This is a genomic window from Roseibium sp. 10G30-5 (assembly GCF_055809635.1).
The window spans coordinates 1,941,342-1,964,761 of record NZ_CM147918.1; the positions used below are offsets into that span (position 1 = coordinate 1,941,342).

Consider the following 23,420-nt stretch of genomic DNA (forward strand, 5'->3'; position numbering starts at 1 on the left):
TCTGCGGTCTCCGCAGGCACCGGTCGCAGCCTACCCGGTTCCAACGAAAACAAGGGTCTCGTTTTGAAAACACTCGTTATCTGCTCCGGCGGACTCGACTCCGTGACTCTCGCGCATAAAGTTGCGCGCGAAAACGAGTTGATCGGCCTTGTGTCCTTTGATTACGGTCAGCGACACAAGAAAGAGCTCAGCTACGCAGCGCAATGCGCCAAAGACCTTGGCGCGCCGCACCAGATCGTCAACATCGCCTCCGTTGGAGCGCTTTTGAGCGGCTCCGCGTTAACCGACGACGTCGATGTGCCTGATGGGCATTATGCCGAAGAAACGATGAAGATTACCGTTGTTCCCAACCGCAACGCAATCATGATGTCAATAGCGTTTGGCATCGCAGCAGCCCGCAATGCGGATGCCGTTGCCGCGGCTGTCCATGGTGGCGATCACTTCATCTATCCGGATTGTCGGCCGGGCTTTGTCGAAAGCTTCGAGACCATGCAGCGTCACGCGCTGGAAGGTCTGAACGATATTCGATTCTACGCTCCCTTCATCCACACCTCAAAGGCAGAAATCGCCGCCGAAAGCGCCCGCCTTGGCGTCGACCACACTAAGAGCTGGTCGTGCTACAAGGGCGGAGATGTGCATTGTGGCCGCTGTGGCACCTGCGTCGAACGCCGTGAGGCCTTTCATCTGGCAGGCGTTGAAGATCCGACCACCTATGCAGATCCGGACTATTGGCGAACGGTCTGCGATGTATAGGATCTCCAAGGAATTTCATTTCTCCGCCTCGCACCAGCTTTTCGGCTTGCCCGAAGATCACCCTTGCGCACGGCTGCATGGACACAACTATGTGGTGGAAGTGGAACTGACCTCGGACACACTGAACACTGTCGGCTTCGTGCGCGACTACCGCGAGCTTGGTCCGCTGAAAAGCTACATCGACGATACGCTCGACCACCGTCATCTGAACGATATTCTTGGTGACGACGGCGTGACCGCCGAACGCATGGCCAAGCACTTCTATGATTGGTGCAAAGCCCGCTGGCCGGAGACCACCGCCGCGCGGGTGAAAGAAACACCGAAGACCGTGGCGGAGTACCGCCCATGACCGTGTCTCCCGATACAAAAGCGTTCGAGACCAGACCGACTGAGACCAAAGGTGCGATCCGCATCAGTGAAATCTTCGGCCCCACTATTCAAGGCGAAGGCGCGCTGATCGGCAAACCAACCGTTTTCGTCCGCACAGGCGGATGTGACTATCGCTGCTCGTGGTGCGACACGCTGCATGCTGTCGACAGCGAGCATCGCAGCGACTGGGCCCCGATGGCCGCAGACGCTATCATGCGCGAAGTCGAACGCCTGTCATCCTATGTTCCGTTGACCGTTTCTCTGTCAGGCGGCAACCCGGCCATTCAACCACTGGCCGACCTGATCCGGTTAGGCCGGTCCAAGGGCTATGGATTTGCTCTGGAAACGCAAGGTTCGATTGCGCGTGACTGGTTTGCCGACCTCTCGGTTCTGACACTCAGCCCGAAACCACCTTCAAGCGACATGACGACGGACTGGGATAAATTGCGTGACTGCATCGAGGCAGCAGGCCCCGGCCCGCAGATTGCGCTGAAAATAGTGGTCTTTGATGAAACTGATTACCAGTTCGCCCGACTGACCGCACAGCGCTTTTCCCAGCTTGCCGTCTATCTGCAACCGGGCAACCACACCCCGCCACCTGCCACCGAGGCCGATGCGCGGATCGACACGGACGGCATCATGACACGGATGCGCTGGCTGGTGGATCGGGTGGTCGAAGACCACTGGTTCGACGCCACCGTCCTGCCTCAGCTACACACCCTTCTGTGGGGCAACCTGCGCGGAGTTTGAACGATGAGCGACAAAAGCATCTACGAAAACCTGACCCAGCTCGGCACCAACACCGGTTTGCCCAATTCGCCGGAGGAGGCGGTTCTGGAAAAGGTACCGAACCCGCAGGAGGGCACCGGCTATCTGGTGCGGTTCACGGCACCTGAGTTCACTTCGCTGTGCCCAATCACCAGCCAGCCCGATTTCGCTCACCTGATGATCGATTATGTGCCGGACAAGTGGTTGGTGGAAAGCAAGTCGCTCAAGCTGTTCCTGGGCTCTTTTCGCAACCATGGCGCATTCCACGAGGATTGCACGGTGTCGATCGGCAAACGCATCACAGAGCTGCTGGAGCCCAAATGGCTTCGGATCGGTGGCTACTGGTACCCACGCGGCGGCATTCCGATCGACGTCTTTTATCAGACCGGCGCACAGCCGGACGATGTTTGGATCCCTGAACAAGGGGTTCCACCTTATCGCGGACGAGGGTAACAGCCCCGACCGCGGAGGCGCCCCATCGCCTGAGACCATCGGACAGCCCTGAAATGGCAGGGCTTGCAAGGCACACGATAAAAACAAAATCTGCCCTGCCCCTTTCCCACTGAAAGGTCCTGATGATTGATCTGCCAGAACAGCGGATCCAACTTCAAAACAAAAACAAGAAAAGCATAATAAAAAAATAACAAGCCGTCGGGAAACCGGCGGCTTTTTTTTGAAATCCCGCGCCCTGCACCCTTGCTATTTCAGCTAGGGCACGGTTTCATCACAAGGTCTAAAAAGGAAAGATCGGTGCGGTTAGCCCGATCCTTGTAAGGTCAAAAGCCACAACAAGCCCTGACCACTGTCTGACAGCGAGCCCCATGACCTTCAACACCGATACACCCCCGTGTCGGTGAAAAGAGAGGTCTTGGAATGCAACAGCAGATTTCTGTTATCACGCTCGGCGTCGCTGATCTCGACAGATCACGCCATTTCTACATAGACGGCTTTGGCTGGACTCCTGTGTTTCAGAACGACAACATCGTCTTCTATCAAATGAATGGTCTGGTTCTGGGAACCTTCCTGAAAGACGACCTGGCGGAGGATATGCAGCGCTCTACTCTGGGCACGAGCGGTGCCTTTGCATTGGCGCACAACGTTTCAGAGAAAGCCGGGGTCACGCCTTTGATGCAGACGCTTGCTGCTTCCGGAGGGAGCATTCTGCGTGCGGCAGACGCGCCGCCCCACGGCGGTTATCGCGGCTATGTCGCAGATCCGGACAATCATGCCTTGGGAGATCGCCTGGAACCCGGCATGGACCATCAGTGCCGATGGCCACGTTACTTTCCATCTGTGACGAAACACGAAAAAGGCAGAGGTCACGGCGACCTCTGCCTTTCTCAAATCGCATTGATGCGAACTGATCGATCACGTGTTCCAAGGCACCCGTTTCAACAGCAGCGCAAGACCGCACCAACCGGTGATCCCCGCTATCATCAAGGCGAATGCCAAGACGGCAGCGACGTAGGACACCAAAGGCACCCCCGCCAGCCCTGCGACCACAAGCACACCGATCACGCCTCCCATGATGATCTGCACCTGCCGGAAAATCGACACGCCGTGTCCAGACTTCGCCCCCACGAGCGGGAGACCCTCCGCCTGCCAGGCGGGGAGACCTCCGCTAAGACTGAAGATCTGATCTGCCGCAACCCCGGATGCTGTGAGTATCGCACAGGCCTGTTCGCTTCGCAGCCCTTTGACACAATGCAGAACGACCCTCTTGCCAAGGGGCATCTGCGGCAAGGCGGATTGCGACACGCCCTCGGATAACGGTAAGGAGAAGGCGAATGGAATACGCTTTTCCGCAAATTCGTCCGGCTCGCGCACATCAAGCAGAATGGCGTCTCCAGCCTGCAACCAGTCATAAGCCTCGCGTGCTGTCACTGTCTGTGTCACGTCCGTCCCTTCCCGCAAAATGTGTCGTAAAGCACAGCCATGATCTGGCGCACTGCATCATTGGTAATCCGGTAGTAAAGGATGCGATGTTCCCGTCGAAAGGACACGATCCCCTCCTCCTTCAACTTGCCAAGATGTTGAGACATCGATGTCTGAGGAAGTCCTGTCTCCTCAACAAGTTGGCTGACACTCTTTTCATCTTCACCAAGTCGACAAAGAATGAGCAATCGATGCGGACTGGCCATGCCTTTCAGGAACCCGGCAACCTCCTCAGCACGCTCCGCCATATCCTGCATGGCACCCTGATCCGGACTTACATCTGCCATGACACTCCGCCTCGTTTAAATATTATATTTTCCTAATATCATATTTTTATAATATGTGAAAGTCCCGCGAGATGAAAGAGACGCATCGCCAAATAAGAAAGCCGCTCCGGTAGCCCGGAGCGGCTTCATGATGAACCTGACATGATCCCCGAAACGACGCATCACGCAGCTTCGGACAGATCAATCAATTAGCTGGCAACCAGGTTGCGGAGCACATAGTGCAGGATACCGCCAGCCTTGATGTATTCCAGCTCGTCCAGCGTATCGACGCGGCAGAGGCACTCGATGGTCTTTTTCGTTCCATCTTCGTACGTGACTTCCACATCCATCATCTGACGCGGCTTGATGTCGGCAATGCCCTTGATGGTCACACGTTCCTTGCCGGTAATGCCATGCGACTGCCAGCTTTCACCTTCCTTGAACACAAGCGGGATAACGCCCATGCCAACGAGGTTGGAACGGTGAATACGCTCGAACGACTGCGCGATAACAGCGCGAACGCCGAGCAGCTTCGTGCCCTTTGCCGCCCAATCACGAGAAGAGCCCGTGCCGTATTCCTTGCCTGCAAAGACAACCAGCGGCGTGCCAGCTTCCTGGTATTCCATGCAAGCGTCGTAAATCCACTCGCGCTTGCCGTCCTTCATCGTGACGCCGCCTTCGACGCCTTCAACCATCTGGTTCTTGATGCGGATGTTAGCGAATGTGCCACGCATCATGACTTCGTGGTTGCCACGGCGTGAGCCGTAGGAGTTGAAGTCCTTCTTGGCGACCTGGTGCTGCGCCAGGCATTCCCCTGCCGGGCTGTCGGCCTTGATGTTGCCGGCCGGAGAGATGTGGTCCGTCGTGATGCTGTCGAGGAAGAGACCCATGACAGCAGCGTCGTTCACATCTTCCAGAGCCTTCGGCTCCATCGTCATGCCTTCGAAGTACGGCGGATTCTGAACATAGGTCGAACCCGATGGCCAGGAGTAGGTCATGCCGCCTTCAACCTTGATCGACTGCCAATGCTCGTCGCCCTTGAAAACGTCGCCATAGCGCTCGCGGAACATGCCTTCATTGATGGAAGAGCGAATAAGACCCGCGATTTCTTCTGTCGTCGGCCAGATGTCCTTGAGATAGACCGGATTGCCATCCTTGTCATCGCCGAGGGAATCTTTGGTAATGTCGATGTTCAGGTTACCAGCCAGCGCATAAGCCACAACGAGGGGCGGCGATGCGAGGTAGTTGGCCCGCACGTCCGGGTTCACACGACCTTCAAAGTTCCGGTTGCCCGAGAGAACCGAACAAGCGATCAGGTCGTTGTCGTTGATGGCCTTGGAAAGCTCATCCGCCAGCGGACCGGAGTTGCCGATACAAGTGGTGCAACCATATCCGGCCAGCGTGAAGCCCAACGCATCGAGATCAGCCTGAACACCGGCTTTTTCCAGATAGTCGGTCACAACCTGAGAGCCCGGAGCGAGCGATGTCTTGACCCAAGGCTTGACCTTGAGGCCCTTTTCATGCGCCTTGCGCGCCACCAGACCAGCACCGATCAGAACGCTCGGGTTGGACGTATTGGTGCACGAGGTGATCGCGGCGATGACAACGTCGCCATTGCCCAGATCATGATCACGACCTTCGACAGCAACGCGCTTGTGCACGTCGGCAGCCTTTTTGAATTCCGTGTCCATCGTCTTGGCGAAGCCTTCGGCAGCATCGGCCAGGTTGATGCGATCCTGAGGACGCTTCGGACCCGAGATCGCAGGCACGACGGTGGAGATGTCGAGATCCAGCGTGTCGGTGAATTCCGGCTCTTCGCCGCCCACGCGGAACATGCCCTGTTCCTTGGCATAGGCTTCAACCAGAGCAACACGGTCCGCATCACGGCCGGTCGACTTCAGGTAGTTCAGCGTGTCCTTGTCGATCGGGAAGATGCCGCATGTCGCACCATATTCCGGTGCCATATTGGCGATCGTTGCCTGATCTTCAAGGCTCATGTTGTCAAGGCCAGGTCCGTAGAACTCAACGAACTTGCCGACAACGCCCTTCTGGCGCAGCATTTCAACAACACGCAGCACAAGGTCTGTTGCAGTGATGCCGTCATTCAGCTTGCCGGTCAGTTTGAAGCCAATGACTTCCGGGATCAGCATGGAGATCGGCTGGCCGAGCATGGCTGCTTCAGCTTCAATACCGCCAACACCCCAGCCAAGAACGGACAGGCCGTTGACCATGGTCGTGTGGCTGTCGGTGCCAACCAGCGTATCCGGATAGGCAACGGTCTCGCCGTCTTCTTCCTTGGTCCAGACTGTCTGGGCCAGATATTCCAGGTTCACCTGGTGACAGATCCCGGTTCCCGGAGGAACGGCACGGAAGTTGTCAAAGGCCGACTGCCCCCAGCGCAGGAATTCGTAGCGCTCGCGGTTGCGCTCATATTCCAGCTCAACGTTCTTCTTGAACGCGTCCTGTGTGCCGAAATAATCGATCATGACCGAATGGTCGATGACAAGATCGACAGGAACCAGCGGGTTCACCTTCTCCGGATCACCGCCGAGGCTGACCGCAGCGTCACGCATGGCTGCCAGGTCGACCACGGCAGGTACGCCGGTGAAATCCTGCATCAGCACACGGGCTGGACGATAGGAAATCTCGTGATCGGACTTGCGCTCGGTGAGCCATTCGGCAACAGCACGAATGTCTTCAGCAGTTACCGTGCGACCGTCTTCGTGGCGCAGAAGGTTTTCAAGAACAACCTTCAGCGAGAAAGGCAGCTTCGAGACGCCCTTGAGGCCGTTCTTCTCAGCTTCCGGAATGGAGAAATACGTGTAGGTCTTGTCACCGACCTGCATTGTCTTTTTGGACTTGAATGTATCAAGGGACTGGGTCACGACTGGCGTTCTCCTCGTTGTCCTGTCTTGCAGTTCGGCGGGGGAGCCGGCTGCGGGTCTAGAATCTCTGGCTGCCCCCGTTTCCGGGAACAAGTGAGCCTCTTTCGGGCATGCTTTCAAGACGCAAGATCCCTCAAGAGGCATCTTCCATCCAAACGCTTCGACGATCTTATAACGAGATTTGCATACACTTGCCAATGCATCCGGCAACAAGACGTCAAACACGCCCCATTGCGCGCCACTGGACACGCAAAAACTCGATCATCACCGCCTTTATATACAAGCGTATACAAAAGTCAGCCCCCTTTTAATAAGGGGATTTTTCTATTCACGACCTAACGGAAACTTGAAATAACAATAAATTACTTTCTATTTATAATAAATAAAATAACTATACATAGGTATTATTATAAATACGCAGATTTAATCAGAATAAAAATATATTCCTCGAACCTAATCAATTTTTTCGTAGTAAAAAACTTCATTAATCTTTTAGTGAAATATACGTATGTGACTGGGCTTGGTCCCGGCCCCTCTCTTCAACAGGAAAGAGCCGTCGCGTGTCGCTAAAGAATTTGTCTATCGTCCAGAAGGTCATCTGCATCGTTGCTGTCATGGCGGTTGCCGCAGCCGGGATCGCAACCGCCGCGTTCGTCAAGATCGAATCCCTGAACGCCGCTTTCAATGAAGTTTCCGCCCTTGATGCCAAGATGCATGATGCCATGGTGCTTCGCGTCGATACGATAACGCTCAGCCGTATGGCCTATCAGATGGCAATCGGCGAGTTGGCCTCAGACACCTATCGCGACGAAGTCAAGGCACGCACTGTCAAGATGACGAACCTTCTCCCCGCTCCGGAAACAGCCAACACCGCAGAGCGCCAGAAGGACTTAAAAGACATTCATGCCGAGCTGCAAACTTATGCCAGCACTCTGTCGCAACTGATTGACCAGGTCGACACGTCCAAGGGCGATACAAGCAAAAGTATTTCAGCGCTCATCCGCGCTCAAGCCATTCAAGTCCAGCTTGATACGGCCTTGAAACATTACGCTGACAGCTCCGAAAGCCTGATGACGGACACACGGTTGAAAGCAGAACAACAGGCCTCATCCGCCGGGATCACGATCTTGATGCTTGCCTTCTTCGTCACCCTTCTGGCCCTCGGCATCGGCATTTTGATTGCCCGTCGGGACATTGCCACTCCGATCCGCATGATCGTCAGCACATTGAAGAGTTTGGCAACCGGTGATACCGCCATCGCCATCGCAGGCATTGAACGTAAGGATGAAGTCGGAGAGCTTGCCAGGGCCGCTACTTATTTTCAGCAGAAAATGGATGAAAATCAGCACCTGACGATGGAAAGCGCCGAACGCACCAAGCTGGAAGAAAGAGAAAAGCGCGCCATGATGGCAGCGCTCGCCGAAGACTTCGAGAACTCTGTTGGCAATATTGTTCACACGGTGATGGCAGCTTCAGCCCAGCTTTCAGGGTTCGCCTCACAGATGTATGAAAGTGCGTCTTCAACAGCGCGGGAATCCACTGCCGTGTCAATTGCCGCCCACACAGCCACGGCCAATGTGGAAACAGTCGCCGCTGCAACGGAAGAACTCACTGCGTCAGTTCGTGAAATCACCGAGCAGGTCGATCGGTCCAACACCATGTCTCTGCGTGCAGCCGACGATGCGAACAGCGCCGCACATACTGTCCAGGGACTGTCGTCTTCGGCACAGAAAATCGGCGACATCGTTGAGCTGATTACCGGTATTGCCGCCCAGACCAACCTGCTCGCCCTGAACGCGACGATCGAAGCCGCACGCGCAGGAGAAGCCGGCAAGGGATTTGCGGTTGTGGCCGCAGAAGTCAAGCAGCTTGCAGACCAGACAGCCAAAGCGACCACGGAGATTGCAGCTCAGATCACCGAGATCCAGTCCTCCACGAGCAACTCCGCCGCCGCCATTGACGGCGTTGCCGAGATCATCGACCAAATGAAAAAAGTGTCGTCCGCCGTTGCTGCTTCCGTTGAGGAGCAAGCTGCCGCGACAGCAGAAATTTCCCGAAATATTCAGGAAGCCGCCGCCGGCACCGTAGAGGTCTCCAACGCCATCTCCAACGTCACTTCGCAAGCAGATACATCAAGCCATACCGCGAATGAACTGCTCAGCTCCTCTGGCGGACTGGCAACTCAGGCAGAATGCCTGCAAGCAGAGGTCACCAAATTTCTGAACAGCATCCGCGCCGCCTGACGGCGCGGTTTCACCCCTCTCAAGCACGTCGGCGCGACCCATTTATTTTCGCTAACAGATTGATCCTGACTGCGGATGTCGCGTGACACAATCCAGCCGCTCGTTTAAACTGGGGTCTCATTATTGGGGACCCCATTGCAACACGACTTTCAACAAGACCTCGATCTGATAAAAGAGATCGCTGCCGTTCCCACCATCCTCGATGTGGTGTGCCGAACGACAGGAATGGGATTCGCCGCCATCGCCCGCGTCACTCCGGACCGGTGGATTGCCTGTGAAGTTCTCGACAAAATCGACTTCGGCCTGAAGCCCGGCGGGGAGCTTGATGTGGGAACCACGCTCTGCCACGAAGTACGGCAGAGTACGACGGCCGTCGTTATCGACAATGTCGCCCAAGACGAAACCTATTGCACCCACCCGACACCATCCATGTATGGCTTCCAAAGCTATATATCTGTACCGATCATTTTATCGGATGGCAGTTTCTTCGGAACACTTTGCGCGATTGACCCCCGTCCGGCCCGTCTGAACAGCCCAGAGACAATCAGCATCTTCAAGCTTTTTGCCGAGTTGGTTGCCTCGCATATCAACGCACGTCAAAGCGTTCACCAGTACCGATGACTCGTTGAAAGACGAACGCGAAACCGCCCTTTTGCGGGAACAATTCATTGCCGTATTAGGACATGATTTGCGTAATCCGGTGGCATCTATTTCCTCAGGTGCACGCATGCTGAAAAACACGCCGCTGGACGAGCGCGCCACGAACATCGTCACCCTCATTCAGGGCAGCGTCGTTCGCATGAGCGGGCTGATCGACAATGTCATGGATTTTGCCCGAGGGCGTCTGGGGGGCGGTCTGCAATTGTCACGCAATGCAGATCTTCCCGTCGCCGACACGATCCGACAGGTGGTCGATGAGCTACAAACTGTACATCCAGACCGGGAAATCAAAACGGACATCAGATTAGCAAGCAACATCGATTGCGACCGTCTGCGCATCGCACAGCTCTTGTCGAACCTGTTGGCAAACGCCCTGACACACGGCAAGCCCTCCGACCCCGTGCTGCTGCAAGCCAGCGATCAGGGTTCTCTCTTCAAGTTGTCCGTGAGCAATACGGGTGCCCCCATTCCTGAAGAAGCCATTGAACGCCTTTTCACGCCCTTTAATCGAGGCAAAACCAACCTGCCCGCGCAAGGACTTGGCCTTGGTCTTTATATCTCCAGCGAGATTGCCAAAGCTCATGGCGGCACGCTGACAGCAGAGTCCTCGTTCGAGGAAACGCGCTTCACATTCCAGATGCGAAAGCCCTATCTCTGAACGACCGCAAACACTGCCTGCATTTGAGGCAGCATCGGTCTTCAGGCGTATTTCGTCCAAATCCCACACTTATGCTGCCGCCCCAGCATTCTGAAGGCTTCCGTCATCGCAGCACAAACGCCTGCCGCAATGACGATAATACCTGATCCGGCATATTTGTGGCTGCGGTTGTCACGTGCACGCATGACAATTCACTGTCACACTCTGAGCAACGCAATGCGACCCGTGGCCTGCCTCTTGCCAACGGCTGCCATTTCCTGCAATCGAAGAGGATGAGATTTGCATCAGGCGGATGCGACCAACCAGAGCCGGAAGCGCTGCACCCATGCTGCACCTCAGTGCCGACACCCTGACTGTCACCCGCGGCGAGCGACTGGTGCTCACGGAGTTGTCTTTCACAGTCGCCAGTGGGCAGGCGCTGCTCGTTACCGGCAACAATGGCAGCGGCAAGACCTCTTTGCTGCTCGCCCTCGCCGGGCTGATCCCACTGGATTCAGGTTCGTTACGTCTTTTTGAAAGCCCTGACGGGGAAGCCATGGTTGGCGAGCAGGCGCATTTCATTTCCTACAAAACGGCCACCAAAGGCGCATTGAGCGCTTTGGAAAACCTGTACCTTCTGGCAAGCGATGACCCGTGAGGCGTCCGCCGGTGGCGACTTTGAACCAAGAACAATGACGCCACAAACGGCGCTGGCGCATCTGGACCTGGCTGATCTGGCGCGCCTGCCTGCACGATATCTGTCCTCAGGCCAATTGCGCCGCCTGTCGCTCGCCCGTCTATTGGTGTCACCACGGCCGGTGTGGTTGATGGATGAGCCGATGGCAGCTCTTGACACATCCTCACAAGCGGTCCTGGAAAACATGATCCGCGCACATCTCGACTGCGGCGGACTGGTGGTCATGGCAACCCATCAATTGCCCGACATCACCGGGGCCTTGGAATTGCGTCTGACCGCAAGTGCCACACAGCCGGGAGATCTGGTATGAGCGGCTGGATAGGAGCGTTTTTCTGGCGTGAATTGCGTTTGACGCTGAAGTCCGGAGGCGGTGCGCCCATCGGCGTGCTGTTCTTCCTTGCCGTCATCAGCATCGTTCCCTTCGGCATCGGGCCCGATCTGAAACTGTTGGCGCAGATCGGCCCGGCACTTCTCTGGATCGGGGCCCTTCTGGCAACGCTGCTCGGATTGGACCGGCTGTTTCAGGAAGATCGGGAGGACGGCACGCTGGAACTTCTTATGCTGTCTGGCCGCCCCTTCGAAATCATTGTCCTGTTGAAGGCCCTGGCCCATTGGTTGGGCTCAGGATTGCCACTTGTCATTGCCACACCACTTCTGGGACTGCTTCTCAATCTGCCCGCAGCGACGCTTCTGGCGACCACGGCAACGTTGTTTGTCGGCACACCCGCATTGACCCTGATCGGCACCGCGGCGGCGGCCGTGACCGTGTCGCTGCGGCGTGGCGGTTTGCTTCTGTCCATTCTGGTCGTACCCTTGAGCGTGCCGGTGCTGATCTTTGGTGTCAGTGCCGCGGCCTCGCCCGCATCGCCTTTTATCGGCTTTACGAAACCCTTTCTCGCTATGACCGCGCTCACCCTGTTTGCGGCCGTCATCGGCCCGTTCGCCGCTGCGGCTGCGCTGCGCCAAAGTCATTGAGCGGACAATGCTGGTCACAGAACAAATGATTTGCTGCCCCAACCGCCTTTGGTTAAAAAAACTCTCATGGCACTGATGGACTACGCAAATCCGACCAGGTTCTCGCGTTTGGCGCGCCGCTTGATTCCATGGATCAGCGTTGCCTGTGGCGTGGTAATGGCTGTAGGCCTGTATTTCAGCCTCAGCGCGCCGGACGACTATCAGCAAGGCGACACAGTGCGCATCATGTTCATTCATGTGCCCGCCGCTTGGCTGGCGATGTTGTGCTATGTTGTCATGACACTTTCAGCACTGGGAACGCTCGTCTGGCGACATCCTCTTGCTGATGTCTCGGCCAAGGCCGCTACCCCCATCGGAGCAACCTTCACCCTGATGGCGCTTGTCACCGGGTCCCTTTGGGGACGTCCCATGTGGGGGACCTATTGGGTCTGGGATGCCCGGCTAACATCGGTTTTGGTGCTGTTTCTGATCTATCTGGGCTTACTGGCCTTGTGGCATGCGATGGATGATCAGATTCGAGCCGCGAAAGCCGCCGCCATTGTCACACTGGTAGGCGCATTGAACCTGCCGCTGATCAAGTTTTCCGTCGACTGGTTCAACACGCTCCATCAGGGTGAGAGCATTTTTCGCGCCGACGGACCGGCCATGCCGCCGGTGTATTTATGGCCGCTGTGCCTCATGGCATTTGCCTTCACCCTGTTGTTCATCGCGCTTCATTGGGCCGCAATGCTCAACGAAATCCGTCGACGCCAGTTGAATGGTATGCGGCGGCGAGCAGCACACACCGCACGACCGGCAAGCACCGCCACGGCTCCCACCCCTGTGGCGGAGACCTTCTGAATGAACGATGGCCGCTACACCGACTTCATCCTTGCAGCTTATGGTCTGTGCGCCGCCCTGATCCTTGTATTACTCGCGTGGATCCTCATCGATCGCTTGCGCCTCGACCGCAAGATCGCAGAGCTGGAGCGCGCAGGCATTCAACGGCGTCCTCGCAGCGGATCCTCTCAACCAATGACGCCAGACAATTCGGACAGCGCGACATGAGTGAGACACCCAGTCCGTCGGGACGCAGGAAGTTTCCGGTTCTGGTGCTCTTGCCGCTTGTGGTGTTTCTGGCCCTCGCCACCCTCTTCACGCTGCAACTGTTTTCCGGGCGCGACATTTCCGCAATCCCTTCCGCTCTGATCGGCAAACCCGCCCCGACAGACGCGCTGCCACCCGTTGCTGGCGTAATGCGTGATGGTGCTCAAGTTCCCGGATTTTCAGGAGATGTCTTCAAGGGCAAGGTAACGATCGTCAACGTCTTCGCCTCTTGGTGTGTACCCTGCCGACTGGAGCACCCCGTGCTTGAAGACCTGCGGGCGCGGATTGCCGACAACCGCCATATCCAGCTCATAGGAATAAATTATAAGGATAAGGCCACAAACGTGAGGGCCTTCCTAAAGGAGCTTGGCAATCCCTACGCCCGCATTGGCGCTGATCGCCGTGGCCGCGTTGCCATCGACTGGGGCGTCTACGGTGTACCGGAAACCTATATCGTCGATAGAGAAGGCCAGATCAGGTTCAAATTCACCGGCCCCATGACACCCGCGTCGATGACGGCAACCCTACTGCCACAACTTGAGGCTGTATTGACCAAAGGTGCGCTGATCAAAAACTGAAAAATTCAATTGTATCAGATATATCACCGCCACGTGATTAGCGCTTGACCGCAGCGCAATGTAAAAAACCGTGTCGTGCCGCAACTGGCATTCAGCAGGAACCAACGGTCTATGGCGCTCCGGCATTTCATGCAGGTCTGCTTTGTCTTCAGCCTACTCGCCTTGACAGCGTTTCGGGCCAACGCCGAACCTGTCGCTGTTGCTGAATTGTTCACAAGTCAGGGCTGTGCCTCCTGCCCAAAGGCCGACGGCCTTTTGCAGACCATTGCCAGGGACCACCACGTTCTGGCCCTCTCGATGCCTGTAGATTACTGGGACATGCTGGGCTGGGCCGACACATTGGCCAAGCCGGTTCACGCAACACGGCAATATGCTTATGCCGAACAACGCGGTGACAACAACGTCTATACACCACAGCTTATCCTCAATGGACATGAAGAGCTGATCGGCCACGACACCAAGACCATCCTGAGCGCCTTGAAAAAACTGCCCCCCTGTCGGTCAGCGTTGATCTGACCATCCGCGACATGGCTGTCGAGGCGAAAATTTTCGGGCAATTGCCAAAAGGCATACACGGCGCGACAGTGTTTTTTCTCACGCTGACCCCAAAAGAAGAGGTCTCTGTAAGCGCTGGTGACAATGCTGGCGAAGAGCTGTCCTATATCAATGTGGTTGAGAGCCTGCTTCCAATCGGTCTGTGGAGTGGCAACGAAGCGAGCTTTCTCATGCCCCTGACAGAAATCCGGCGCACGCACACCAGGCGATGTGCCGTGCTGGTGCAGCTTGAAACCGAGACCGGTCCATCGCGCATCATCGGCGCAGGCGTTCTGGACTTACCAACACTCGACGAAGCCTCCCGTTAAGGGGTTTTTGCCACAGGCATGGTAGAGATGGCATTGCTGCACCGAATATCGGTCTGGGGGCAGTGCTGCTTGAGCCTTGCGTTGTGGTCAAAACCTGCTACCCCTGCGCCAGTTCCTGCGAGCCAGAAAAAAGACGGAGACTGCAAATGACCTTGAGAATGAAGGTGGCATTTGGCAGCATTGGTGTTGGGCTGGTCGTGCTTGCGCTGAAGGCCGCTGCCTACAGTTTGACTGGCTCCCTTGCACTTTATTCCGATGCACTGGAAACATTGGTTAATCTGGCCTCAGCATTGGCAACAATCATTGCCATCTGGTTCGCCAACAAACCTGCCGATTCAAACCACCCTTACGGTCATGACAAGGCTGAATATTTCGCTGCCGTTCTGGTTGGAGTGATGATTGTGCTGGCCGCCTTGTCCATCTTCAAGATGGCATGGATGGGCTATGTGTCTCAGGATCCAGTGCATTATTCGCCTCTTGGCCTTGCAGTCAACGCACTGGCCGGCGTCTTCAATGCCGGCTGGGCTGTCGTTCTGATCCGTGTGGGGCGCAGCTCGCGCTCGCCTGCGCTCATTGCGGATGGCAAGCATCTTGTAACCGACGTTATCACCTCACTTGGTGTACTGGTCGGCGTGATTCTGGTGATCCTCACGGGCTGGCAGCCGCTTGATTCTCTCCTCGCAGCCCTTGTTGGACTGAACGTGCTGTGGAGCGGCTGGGAGGTTATGAAAGAATCCATTTCCGGATTGATGGACGAGGCCGCGTCCGAAAAGGATCAGACAATCATTCGTCAGTTGATCTCCGATCATGGCGATGGTGCCCTTGAGGCGCATGATCTGAGAACCCGCAACGCTGGTCGCACGACCTTCGTCGATTTTCACCTGGTCGTCCCAGGCGATATGACAGTCGATCAGGCCCATGACATCTGCGACCGAATTGAAAAAGCGATCGGCCAGAAGATCGTTGGCGCCCACGTGACGATCCATGTCGAGCCGGACTACAAGGCCAAGCACGCAGGCATCGTCGTTCTCTGAGATGAGCTCGCTGGTCTCGGCGACCACGCATCTTCAAAACACCGAAACGACAGCCAGACAAAAAAGCCCCGAAGCGCTCGGCTCCGGGGCTTTTCATCTTGCCAGAAGCGACCAAATTCAAGGCCTCTTCTTTCATAGTCGAAATGTTAGATCAGACGCGCTGTGAACCAACCCCGAATTCCGGATAAGCTTCCACACCAACTTCGACCTTGTCGAGACCCAGTGCTTCTTCTTCTTCCGAAACACGCAAGCCAACAACAGCCTTCAGGATCAGCCAGACAATGCCGCTGACGATGAAGGTAAAGGCGCCGATGGAAACGATCCCGACGATCTGAACACCGAAGGACGTGTCTGCGTTGGACCACGGCACAATGAAGGTGCCCCAGATACCGGCCAGCAGGTGAACCGGGATTGCGCCGACAACGTCATCGATCTTCAGCTTGTCGAGCAGCGGCACAGCGAACACAACAATCGCAGCCCCAACCCCACCAATGACAACGGCCTGCCAGATGCTTGGTGCCAGCGGCTCTGCCGTGATGGCAACCAGACCGGCAAGAGCACCGTTCAGCGCCATCGTCACATCGACCTTCTTGTAGAGGATCTGGGTGAGAACCATTGCGACGACGACACCCGCTGCAGCAGCCATGTTGGTATTGCCGAAGATGCGCGAGATGTCAGATGCATCCGAGATGGTGCCCATGGCAAGCTGCGATGCGCCGTTGAAGCCGAACCAGCCGAGCCACAGAATGAACGTGCCAAGCGTTGCAAGCGGCATGGACGACCCCGGGAACGGTGTGACCTGACCGTTCGGGCCATATTTGCCCTTACGTGCACCCAGAATGATGGCACCGGCAAGAGCCGCCCAGCCACCAACCGAGTGAACCAGCGTCGACCCGGCGAAATCGGAAAAGCCCATGACCGACAACCAGCCTGCGCCCCACTGCCAGGACCCGGTAATCGGATACAGGAAGCCGGTGAGAATGACCGTAAAGATCATGAAAGGCCACAGCTTGATCCGCTCGGCCAGAGTGCCGGAAACAACCGACGCTGCCGTTGCGCAGAACACCATCTGGTAAAACCAGTCAGACGCCGTGGAATAGCCGGTGTCCAGAAGCGCTTTCGTGTCAGCGCCCTTGAGGCCAACCGCATCGAACGCATAGGGGCCAAAGGAGCCGATAAAGCCACCGTCAACGCCCGTGTACATCAGGTTGTAGCCGGTGATCCAGAACAACAGACCTGCCACAGAGAAAATGGCAATGTTCTTCAGACACTGCATCGAAACATTTTTGGTCCGCACGAGGCCTGCTTCAAGCATGGCAAAGCCAGCGGCCATCCACATGACCAGAAAACCACCGATCAGGAAAAGAAGCGTGTTAAAGATATACTGGACTTCCGGGCTGACAGGTGCCGGTGCAGCAGCGGCAGCGTCCTGTGCAAATGCCGGGACAGTCATCAAACCGATGGCCCCAAGCACCGCCGCAGATTTTGCGACAAACTTATTCATAGTCTTCCCCTCAGACATTCAAAGAGCTTCCGCGTCGGTTTCACCGGTCCGGATGCGGACGACCTGATCGATGGAATAGACAAAGATCTTGCCATCCCCAATCTGGCCGGTCTTGGCAGCTGTCGAAATGACCTCGACCACCTTGTCGATCGTCTCAGACGCGACCGCGACTTCGATCTTCAACTTCGGCAGAAAGCTGACAGCGTATTCAGTGCCACGATAGATTTCGGTGTGCCCTTTCTGGCGCCCGTATCCCTTGACTTCCGTAACCGTCAAACCCTGAATTCCAATGCCCGTCAGCGCATCCCGAACTTCATCGAGTTTGAACGGCTTGATGATCGCCATAACGATTTTCATTGCGCGTTCCCGTTCCTTGTGCTTGGGCTCCCTCGGTTCGAGAGAGCTTGGCCGACCGCCCGCAACATGCCCCCTTGGGTCACTGGTTCACCCGTCACAGCCCAACTGGAGCCGAAACGACACGGCGAAACGGGTCGGTGTCGAAACCTTTAGAAACAAGTCTCGTGCCAACTTGAAAAAGAATGCAAAAAAACCCGATTAGACGCAGAATTCTGCGTCTACAGAAAAAAACAGAGATATTAAAAAGGGGAAGGAATACGGCCAGATACTCTAAATTGCCTAAAAATTAGGTGAAATATAATTTTATGCGCAATAAATTTGCAATCTTGTGGCAAAAACGTGGTGCCGTCTATTTTTCAGGCACACGCTCCCTCATGTCGCTCAAGACAGGCTTACAGGAAACAAAGACTTGCCTCAGCCCCCTGGACGCAGACAATGTGACCAAGGCCTTTCACAATGCAGTCGGACCCTTGCCGCTATGCCGCCCACCCCACCTTCAGATGCAGCAAAACCGCCAGAACAACTTGATCTCAGAGGGCTGAAATGCCCTCAACCTGCTCTTCGCACCCGCAAGAAGCTGGCAACAATGACAGCAGGCACCGAACTCCTTGTGCTGACGAGCGATCCGATGGCGTTCCTGGACATTCCGCATCTGTGTCAGGAGCAGGGCCATTATCTCGTCCAGCAGGCTCGCACAGATATAAACGTGGGGCATTTCCTCATTCGCTGCGGTGACCGCGCCGCACCACGGCAGGACACAGACACCGCAGCGTCAACCTGAGACAGGCCGCCGGCGCATGATGCATGGCTTACGAATACGTCGTAGCCACCGCATTAATTGCTTGCGCCATGTCCAGATCTTTTTGGCTGATGCCGCCAACATCATGCGTGGATAGGGTAATGACCACACGATTATAGACATTCGACCACTCAGGGTGGTGATCAGCTTTCTCAGCAATCATCGCAACACGCGTCATGAACCCGAAAGCTTCTGAAAAATCGTTGAACTTGAACTGCCTCTGCAACGCAGACGTGTTTTCCAACAACATCCAGTTAGGAACACGACCAAGAGCCTTGCGAACGTCTTCGTTCTTCATGGCATCAGACATATCGATACTCCCGTTTTAGTATTTCCATGTAACTATTCGATCCAAGCTTCCATCACGCATCGCGATCAAAGCAGACGTCGCATCTTTCATAAGGGCTTCCGAATGACCTCACTTCTCTTCGTGTGTCTTGGCAACATCTGCCGATCCCCTTTGGCTGAGGGAATCTTCAGGCAGGCCGCCGCCGCCGAGGGCGAAGAAGAAGTTTACGAGATCGATTCCGCAGGAACGGGTGCCTTGGCACATCGGCGCACCGCCCGACCCCCGCTCCATCGACGTTGCCCAACAACATGGGATCGACCTTACCCGGTTGAAAGGCCGACAGGTTGAGAGCAACGATTTTCACCGATTTGATATCATCCTGGCGATGGATAAAAAAAATCTCGATGAGCTGCAAAGCCTCGCGCCGGTGGATGGCAAGGCAAAGCTACGCCTGTTTCTTGAGAACCCACCACAGGACGTTCCTGACCCGTATTACGGCGAGGATCACGGATTTGAGAGCGTCTACGATCTGATCGTGCAGGGCGCCAACCAGTTGTTGGCTGAACTGCGTCAGGAGGCCGGACGGCAGCCACGAGACACGGTGCCGGGCTGACCCCGCTCTCTTGAAACCCGGCCCTCAATGCCCACGTTCTCTTAAGGTCAAGCGTCTGCAACAGAGGCTCGGCCGAGGCAAAAATAAGAAAAGAGGAGCTTCCTCATGAGTGGCCTGAAAATCGAACACAATGCTTGGGTTCTTGTCGGGGACGGCGAGAAGGCCATTGTCTTCCGCAACGAAGGCGATGAAGCCTATCCCAATCTTCAGGTGGTCAACCTTCTGACCCACGACAATCCAAAAACCTCGGAACAAGGCACAGATGCCCCCGGAGCCCGCTCCGGGTCGTACAGTCCTCAACTGGACACGACGGAGCAGACCGATTGGCACGAGCTTGAAAAACATCGCTTCGCCAAGGAAATGGCCGATTTGATTTACAAAGCAGCCCATAAAAACCGCTTCTCTCAATTGGTGGTCGCGGCACCACCCATGACATTGGGTGATCTGCGAAAGGAATTCCATAAGGAAGTGAAATCGCGGATCGTCGCTGAAATTCCCAAAACGCTGACCGGACATCCGGCAGATCAAATCGAGAAGCTGCTTCTGGCCGCCTGAGAGGCGTCAGCAGCGGTTCGACAACCGTCGATCAAATCCTCTGGCGCCAAGCGCCAGAGGGTCAAGCCCCGAGAACATCGCGTTTCCGGGGCTTGAATCTGGACCACTGTCGACTGCGAGACCAGTCAAACGCAACAACGCTGCCGTCGGCAGCGCGAAGCGCCAACCGTTGCAAGCTGCGCCCCCGGCGCGTCAACCACACGTCCAAGGTGCTCTGTCCCCGAGCATCTCAGGCGCACGAACAAACAAGAGCCTGTGCATCAGGACGATGACCAGCAATGTCAGACCCCACGACAACATCGTATCCGACAGGAAATGCCCACCAAAGGCAATGCGGTTCAGGGACCAGCCGAGGACCAATGGCAGAAGACAGCCGAGAACAGCCCGCCGCCAACTCGCCGGTACGCAAAACGCCAGACACAAAAGCCAAACAGCGCCAGATGCCTCTCCGGAAACAAACGAGCAGTTGGTATAGCAAAGGTCGGATGGCATCCAGACCGGCTGATAGGGGAAAGATCCCCCGAACAGATCCACCGAAACTGGGCGCGGGCGCCCCCAGTTGTTCTTGAGCACGAGATTGACCAGAATTCCCGGACCGATGATCAATGTGGACAACAGGAAAAGCGGATAGCGCAATGGCAGCACAGGACGCCGTCCCGGTAGCATCAGCTTCATCACGATAACAGCCAGGCTCCCGCCCGCAATGATCTTGATCAGAAAGGGAAGCAGATGCCTGAAATCGCGCAAGATCTCGGAATGGCGCGCCCAGAATCCCGAAGCGGACTGGTAAAACAACCCCGAGACCCACAGATCAAAACCCTGAAGTTCCAGAAAAAATAACGATACAATCGCCAGATAAAGACAGATGGCTTTAACGGGCTCTGCACACGCCCAACCGGTAGCAGCCTGAAGAAAATAAATGAAGTTTTTCCGCACCGGAAATCCGTCCGACATTGATCAAATGGTACGATCACCCTAAGCCGAAACCACTTTCGGCTCAAGAGAACTTATCCTCAGCAATCAAGCATTCAAGCACAACACTTATGTGAATTTTTCGATAAATAGTCTGGAAACAGTGAAAAACACAAATCAACATGCGTTGATTTACTTAGGAGCCAGTGAGAGTTCTGTCTTTCAAAGCAAGCCTGAGGCGTTAGACTTCTCCACCTGCAATCGGTCTAGAGTTTCAAATAACCGCGATGGCACCATCGGCTTTTCCAAAATTTCCACAAACCCCAATCGCCGGCAGTGATTCATATCGACCTGATCAAAGGCGGCGGTCACCGCAATCAACGGAATTTTCGCCTCCGTCGGCCGAGCCTGCAATCGCTCGGCAACTTCAAAGCCATCCATTTGCGGCATGTTGAGATCCAGCAGTACAGCATCAAAGGTCTCTGCATCCAGGCACCTCAACGCTTCCGGGCCATCCTCCGCCTGTTCGCTGACAACGCCATGAGATTCGAGCAAGGCCGCCAACAAACGGCGGTTGGTGTCATGGTCATCAACGATCAGGACCTTCAGATCAGCATCTCGCATCGTGACCGGTTTCACCGGCACTGACTCTGACGCGACCTCTCGTACCCTCGCATCCAACGGCAGGACGAGCGCAAATGCACTGCCCTTGTCTGCATCCGCGACAGACAGCGTTGCCGCAATACTACGCGCCTGCTCCATCGCCCCCCAAAGCCCGAGCCCCGCTCCCTCTGCTGTGTTGCGGGTATCTGCACCGCGCACCAAAGGAACAAACAGTGCTTCACGGGCATCATCGCTCAAACCCGGCCCGGTATCCCGCACCAGCAGGCGCACCTGTGTCACACCCGTCTCGCTGGTTTCACATGACAGAGAAACCGTGACGCCGCCCTCGGGCGTGTATTTGATGGCATTGTCCAGAAGCACGGTCAAAATACGATAGATCGCCACGGCAACCCGGGGATGAACCGCCACATGCGCTTGCTCTGAGGCGTCGCTGAGTGACAGGAGAAGCGACTTTCGCGCTGCAACCGGCGTAAAGAGTTGGACAAGATCCGCCACAAGTTGCGACAGATCCGATCCGGCAACGCCTTCGATCTGCTCATCCCGACGCGCCTGTTGTTCAGAGGGGCTGCCGCCGGTCAAGGGAACCAACTCGCGCGTCATTTCTCCCAGCGCGTGAACGGCCTGAGACAATAACCGCAAGCGTTCACGTTGCATGTCCGAGAGAGGTTCTTGGCCAATCAGTTCAGCCGTAAGTTGCATCGCAGACAAAGGCGCCCGCAGATCATGTGCCAACAGCGCAAGGCGAGCATCATCGAGTACCGTCTTGTCGATCACCAGCACAGCACCCCCATCGCCTTGATCCAGCCGTCACAACGCGTTCTTCACACGCGAACACGCCCTTATATGCACTCCCCGTTATTAAACAGTCCTGCACGACGAGCGAAAGACCTTTCTCCATCCACAGACTTGCGCCAGAATGCGTATCTCTTCTCGTCAGCCATTCGCGGCAGGCTCCCAGCCTCCGCCCTCTCGCTCCGGAAGCCGCATGTCATTTGCCGTTCTCAATATTGTCCTGCCCGTTTTCATTCTTGTCGGTATCGGCTACCTGATCGCCCGCACTGGCCTCTTAGCTGCCCAGACCGGGGAAGCCCTGGCCCAATACGTCTTCGTGATTGCCATTCCGGTGCTGATCTTCAAAACCCTCGCCCATGCCAACCTCAATCAGGAGCACCCTTGGGGGCTGTGGGCGTCGTTCTTTTCCGGCATCGCCATCACATGGCTTTTGGGAACGCTTACCATCCGCAAAGTATTTGGCCGGGATGCCCGTGCCGGGGTCATAGGCGGCATGTCGGCCGCCTTTACCAACACCGTGATGGTTGCGCTGCCACTGGTCTCCTCGGTTTACGGCGATGACGGGCTGGTGCCGTTTCTCATCATTCTCTCGATCCATCTTCCCATCCTGACAATTGCTATCGCCATCCTGATGGAGCGCGCCGCTGCAATCGACGAGGCGCGCACCCCACCTCCCGTTCATACGCTGGTGCTGACTGTCTTGAAAAACCTGGCAAGCAATCCGATCGTTATCGGCATTTTGTGTTCACTGGTCTGGCGCATGACCGGGATTCCAATTACCGGCATCGCGCAAGACGTGCTCAACCGGATTGCGGCAACCGCCCTTCCCGTCGCGCTGTTCTCGCTGGGCATGAGCATGGTCACCTACGGCATTCGCGGCAATGTTCTGCCAGGGCTGATCCTGAGCCTGCTCAAAGTCGGCGTTATGCCACTGGTCGTGTTTTTCCTCAGTGGCTATGTGTTTCACTTGCCAACACTGTGGACCGTCGTTGCAACCCTGACTGCCTCCTGCCCCACAGGCGTCAACGCCTACATCTTTGCCAATCGCTACGGCACTGGCCATGCCATGTCAGCCAACTCGATCACCTTGACGACCATCGCGGCCGTTGTCACTAGCGGCCTTTGGGTCGCCTTTTTGGAAGCCTGGCGCACCGCAGTTTAAGCCAGAACATAAAAAGCGCAGGCTTTGGCCCGCGCTTTCAAAATGAGATGGAGAACTCGACTGG

The 23,420-nt window shown here is 56.0% G+C and carries 27 protein-coding genes and 2 pseudogenes; 21 read left to right on the forward strand and 8 right to left on the reverse strand.

All coding sequences use genetic code 11. The features are described from left to right. Positions 1-63: 63 nt before the first annotated feature. The 5 genes and pseudogenes from queC (at position 64) to AC0L7U_RS09875 (ending at position 3,187) form a co-directional block, all read left to right on the forward strand. Positions 64-753: a 7-cyano-7-deazaguanine synthase QueC gene (gene queC / locus AC0L7U_RS09855; protein ID WP_473690306.1), complete on the forward strand. Its 690-nt coding sequence runs from the start codon at positions 64-66 to the stop codon at positions 751-753. Beyond that, positions 746-1,102: a 6-carboxytetrahydropterin synthase QueD gene (gene queD, locus AC0L7U_RS09860; RefSeq protein ID WP_473690308.1), complete on the forward strand. Its 357-nt coding sequence runs from the start codon at positions 746-748 to the stop codon at positions 1,100-1,102. The genes queC and queD overlap by 8 nt, the downstream gene beginning before the upstream one ends. Beyond that, positions 1,099-1,872, forward strand: a complete 774-nt coding sequence (gene queE, locus AC0L7U_RS09865; RefSeq protein ID WP_473690310.1) for a 7-carboxy-7-deazaguanine synthase QueE — start codon at positions 1,099-1,101, stop codon at positions 1,870-1,872. The genes queD and queE overlap by 4 nt, the downstream gene beginning before the upstream one ends. Before the next feature lie 3 nt (positions 1,873-1,875). Continuing rightward, on the forward strand, positions 1,876-2,343 hold the full coding sequence (queF, locus tag AC0L7U_RS09870) for a preQ(1) synthase (protein WP_473690312.1): 468 nt from the start codon (positions 1,876-1,878) through the stop codon (positions 2,341-2,343). Between the two features lie 420 nt (positions 2,344-2,763). After that, positions 2,764-3,187 (forward strand): annotated as a pseudogene (locus AC0L7U_RS09875) (VOC family protein). Positions 3,188-3,258: 71 nt separating this feature from the next. Here AC0L7U_RS09875 and AC0L7U_RS09880 read toward each other — a convergent pair. The 3 genes from AC0L7U_RS09880 to acnA form a co-directional block, all read right to left on the reverse strand. After that, a complete protein-coding gene (locus AC0L7U_RS09880) occupies positions 3,259-3,786 on the reverse strand; it encodes a rhodanese-like domain-containing protein (protein ID WP_473690314.1) in 528 nt (175 codons plus the stop codon). Continuing rightward, positions 3,783-4,112, reverse strand: a complete 330-nt coding sequence (locus AC0L7U_RS09885) for an ArsR/SmtB family transcription factor (protein ID WP_473690316.1) — start codon at positions 4,110-4,112, stop codon at positions 3,783-3,785. Before AC0L7U_RS09885 ends, AC0L7U_RS09880 begins: the two co-directional genes overlap by 4 nt. 188 nt (positions 4,113-4,300) lie before the next feature. Continuing rightward, positions 4,301-6,976: an aconitate hydratase AcnA gene (acnA, locus tag AC0L7U_RS09890; RefSeq protein WP_473690318.1), complete on the reverse strand. Its 2,676-nt coding sequence runs from the start codon at positions 6,974-6,976 to the stop codon at positions 4,301-4,303. A 560-nt stretch (positions 6,977-7,536) separates the two neighbouring features. Between acnA and AC0L7U_RS09895 the strand changes: the two genes are divergently transcribed. The 11 genes and pseudogenes from AC0L7U_RS09895 (at position 7,537) to AC0L7U_RS09945 (ending at position 15,749) form a co-directional block, all read left to right on the forward strand. Then, complete coding sequence (locus AC0L7U_RS09895; protein WP_473690320.1) at positions 7,537-9,219, forward strand: methyl-accepting chemotaxis protein; 1,683 nt, start codon at positions 7,537-7,539, stop codon at positions 9,217-9,219. Between the two features lie 135 nt (positions 9,220-9,354). Next, positions 9,355-9,840: a GAF domain-containing protein gene (locus AC0L7U_RS09900; protein WP_473690322.1), complete on the forward strand. Its 486-nt coding sequence runs from the start codon at positions 9,355-9,357 to the stop codon at positions 9,838-9,840. 4 nt (positions 9,841-9,844) lie between these two features. Next, positions 9,845-10,537, forward strand: coding sequence for a sensor histidine kinase (locus AC0L7U_RS09905; RefSeq protein WP_473690324.1), 693 nt, complete (start codon positions 9,845-9,847; stop codon positions 10,535-10,537). Between the two features lie 325 nt (positions 10,538-10,862). Continuing rightward, positions 10,863-11,174 (forward strand): ATP-binding cassette domain-containing protein, encoded by a 312-nt coding sequence (locus AC0L7U_RS09910; protein ID WP_473690325.1) that lies wholly within the window; start codon positions 10,863-10,865, stop codon positions 11,172-11,174. Between the two features lie 34 nt (positions 11,175-11,208). Next, the gene (locus AC0L7U_RS09915) at positions 11,209-11,523 is read left to right on the forward strand and encodes an ATP-binding cassette domain-containing protein (RefSeq protein ID WP_473690327.1); all 315 of its coding nucleotides are present in this window, start codon (positions 11,209-11,211) and stop codon (positions 11,521-11,523) included. A gap of 8 nt (positions 11,524-11,531) precedes the next feature. Continuing rightward, entirely contained in the window at positions 11,532-12,188 is a 657-nt protein-coding gene (gene ccmB, locus AC0L7U_RS09920; protein ID WP_473695749.1) for a heme exporter protein CcmB, read from the forward strand. A 66-nt stretch (positions 12,189-12,254) separates the two neighbouring features. Further along, a complete protein-coding gene (locus AC0L7U_RS09925; protein ID WP_473690329.1) occupies positions 12,255-13,028 on the forward strand; it encodes a heme ABC transporter permease in 774 nt (257 codons plus the stop codon). Then, positions 13,029-13,235 (forward strand): heme exporter protein CcmD, encoded by a 207-nt coding sequence (gene ccmD / locus AC0L7U_RS09930; protein ID WP_473690331.1) that lies wholly within the window; start codon positions 13,029-13,031, stop codon positions 13,233-13,235. Next, positions 13,232-13,852, forward strand: a complete 621-nt coding sequence (locus tag AC0L7U_RS09935) for a DsbE family thiol:disulfide interchange protein (protein ID WP_473690333.1) — start codon at positions 13,232-13,234, stop codon at positions 13,850-13,852. The genes ccmD and AC0L7U_RS09935 overlap by 4 nt, the downstream gene beginning before the upstream one ends. A 129-nt stretch (positions 13,853-13,981) precedes the next feature. Then, positions 13,982-14,715, forward strand: a pseudogene (locus tag AC0L7U_RS09940) (DUF1223 domain-containing protein). Between the two features lie 146 nt (positions 14,716-14,861). Further along, the gene (locus tag AC0L7U_RS09945; protein WP_473690335.1) at positions 14,862-15,749 is read left to right on the forward strand and encodes a cation diffusion facilitator family transporter; all 888 of its coding nucleotides are present in this window, start codon (positions 14,862-14,864) and stop codon (positions 15,747-15,749) included. Positions 15,750-15,900: 151 nt separating this feature from the next. On the opposite strand, the gene AC0L7U_RS09950 is transcribed toward AC0L7U_RS09945, so the two are convergent. Then, on the reverse strand, positions 15,901-17,253 hold the full coding sequence (locus AC0L7U_RS09950) for an ammonium transporter (RefSeq protein WP_473690336.1): 1,353 nt from the start codon (positions 17,251-17,253) through the stop codon (positions 15,901-15,903). An 18-nt stretch (positions 17,254-17,271) separates the two neighbouring features. Then, on the reverse strand, positions 17,272-17,610 hold the full coding sequence (locus tag AC0L7U_RS09955; RefSeq protein WP_473690338.1) for a P-II family nitrogen regulator: 339 nt from the start codon (positions 17,608-17,610) through the stop codon (positions 17,272-17,274). 478 nt (positions 17,611-18,088) lie between these two features. On the opposite strand from AC0L7U_RS09955, the gene AC0L7U_RS09960 reads away from it, so the two are divergent. Beyond that, entirely contained in the window at positions 18,089-18,391 is a 303-nt protein-coding gene (locus AC0L7U_RS09960; RefSeq protein ID WP_473690340.1) for a sulfurtransferase TusA family protein, read from the forward strand. A gap of 28 nt (positions 18,392-18,419) precedes the next feature. On the opposite strand, the gene AC0L7U_RS09965 is transcribed toward AC0L7U_RS09960, so the two are convergent. Beyond that, a complete protein-coding gene (locus AC0L7U_RS09965; RefSeq protein WP_473690342.1) occupies positions 18,420-18,719 on the reverse strand; it encodes a 4a-hydroxytetrahydrobiopterin dehydratase in 300 nt (99 codons plus the stop codon). A 102-nt stretch (positions 18,720-18,821) separates the two neighbouring features. Here AC0L7U_RS09965 and AC0L7U_RS09970 point away from each other — a divergent pair, with 102 nt between their 5' ends. The 3 genes from AC0L7U_RS09970 (at position 18,822) to AC0L7U_RS09980 (ending at position 19,866) form a co-directional block, all read left to right on the forward strand. Beyond that, positions 18,822-19,046 (forward strand): arsenate reductase/protein-tyrosine-phosphatase family protein, encoded by a 225-nt coding sequence (locus AC0L7U_RS09970; protein ID WP_473690344.1) that lies wholly within the window; start codon positions 18,822-18,824, stop codon positions 19,044-19,046. Next, positions 18,949-19,311, forward strand: coding sequence for a low molecular weight protein-tyrosine-phosphatase (locus AC0L7U_RS09975; protein ID WP_473690346.1), 363 nt, complete (start codon positions 18,949-18,951; stop codon positions 19,309-19,311). Before AC0L7U_RS09970 ends, AC0L7U_RS09975 begins: the two co-directional genes overlap by 98 nt. Before the next feature lie 105 nt (positions 19,312-19,416). Beyond that, the gene (locus tag AC0L7U_RS09980) at positions 19,417-19,866 is read left to right on the forward strand and encodes a host attachment family protein (protein WP_473690348.1); all 450 of its coding nucleotides are present in this window, start codon (positions 19,417-19,419) and stop codon (positions 19,864-19,866) included. Positions 19,867-20,058: 192 nt separating this feature from the next. On the opposite strand, the gene AC0L7U_RS09985 is transcribed toward AC0L7U_RS09980, so the two are convergent. Together AC0L7U_RS09985 and AC0L7U_RS09990 are read right to left on the reverse strand one after the other, a co-directional pair. Continuing rightward, positions 20,059-20,613, reverse strand: a complete 555-nt coding sequence (locus AC0L7U_RS09985) for a phosphatase PAP2 family protein (protein WP_473690350.1) — start codon at positions 20,611-20,613, stop codon at positions 20,059-20,061. Between the two features lie 387 nt (positions 20,614-21,000). Further along, positions 21,001-22,176, reverse strand: coding sequence for a hybrid sensor histidine kinase/response regulator (locus AC0L7U_RS09990; RefSeq protein ID WP_473690352.1), 1,176 nt, complete (start codon positions 22,174-22,176; stop codon positions 21,001-21,003). Positions 22,177-22,387: 211 nt separating this feature from the next. On the opposite strand from AC0L7U_RS09990, the gene AC0L7U_RS09995 reads away from it, so the two are divergent. After that, positions 22,388-23,356: an AEC family transporter gene (locus AC0L7U_RS09995; RefSeq protein ID WP_473690354.1), complete on the forward strand. Its 969-nt coding sequence runs from the start codon at positions 22,388-22,390 to the stop codon at positions 23,354-23,356. The last annotated feature ends 64 nt before the right edge of the window (positions 23,357-23,420 follow it).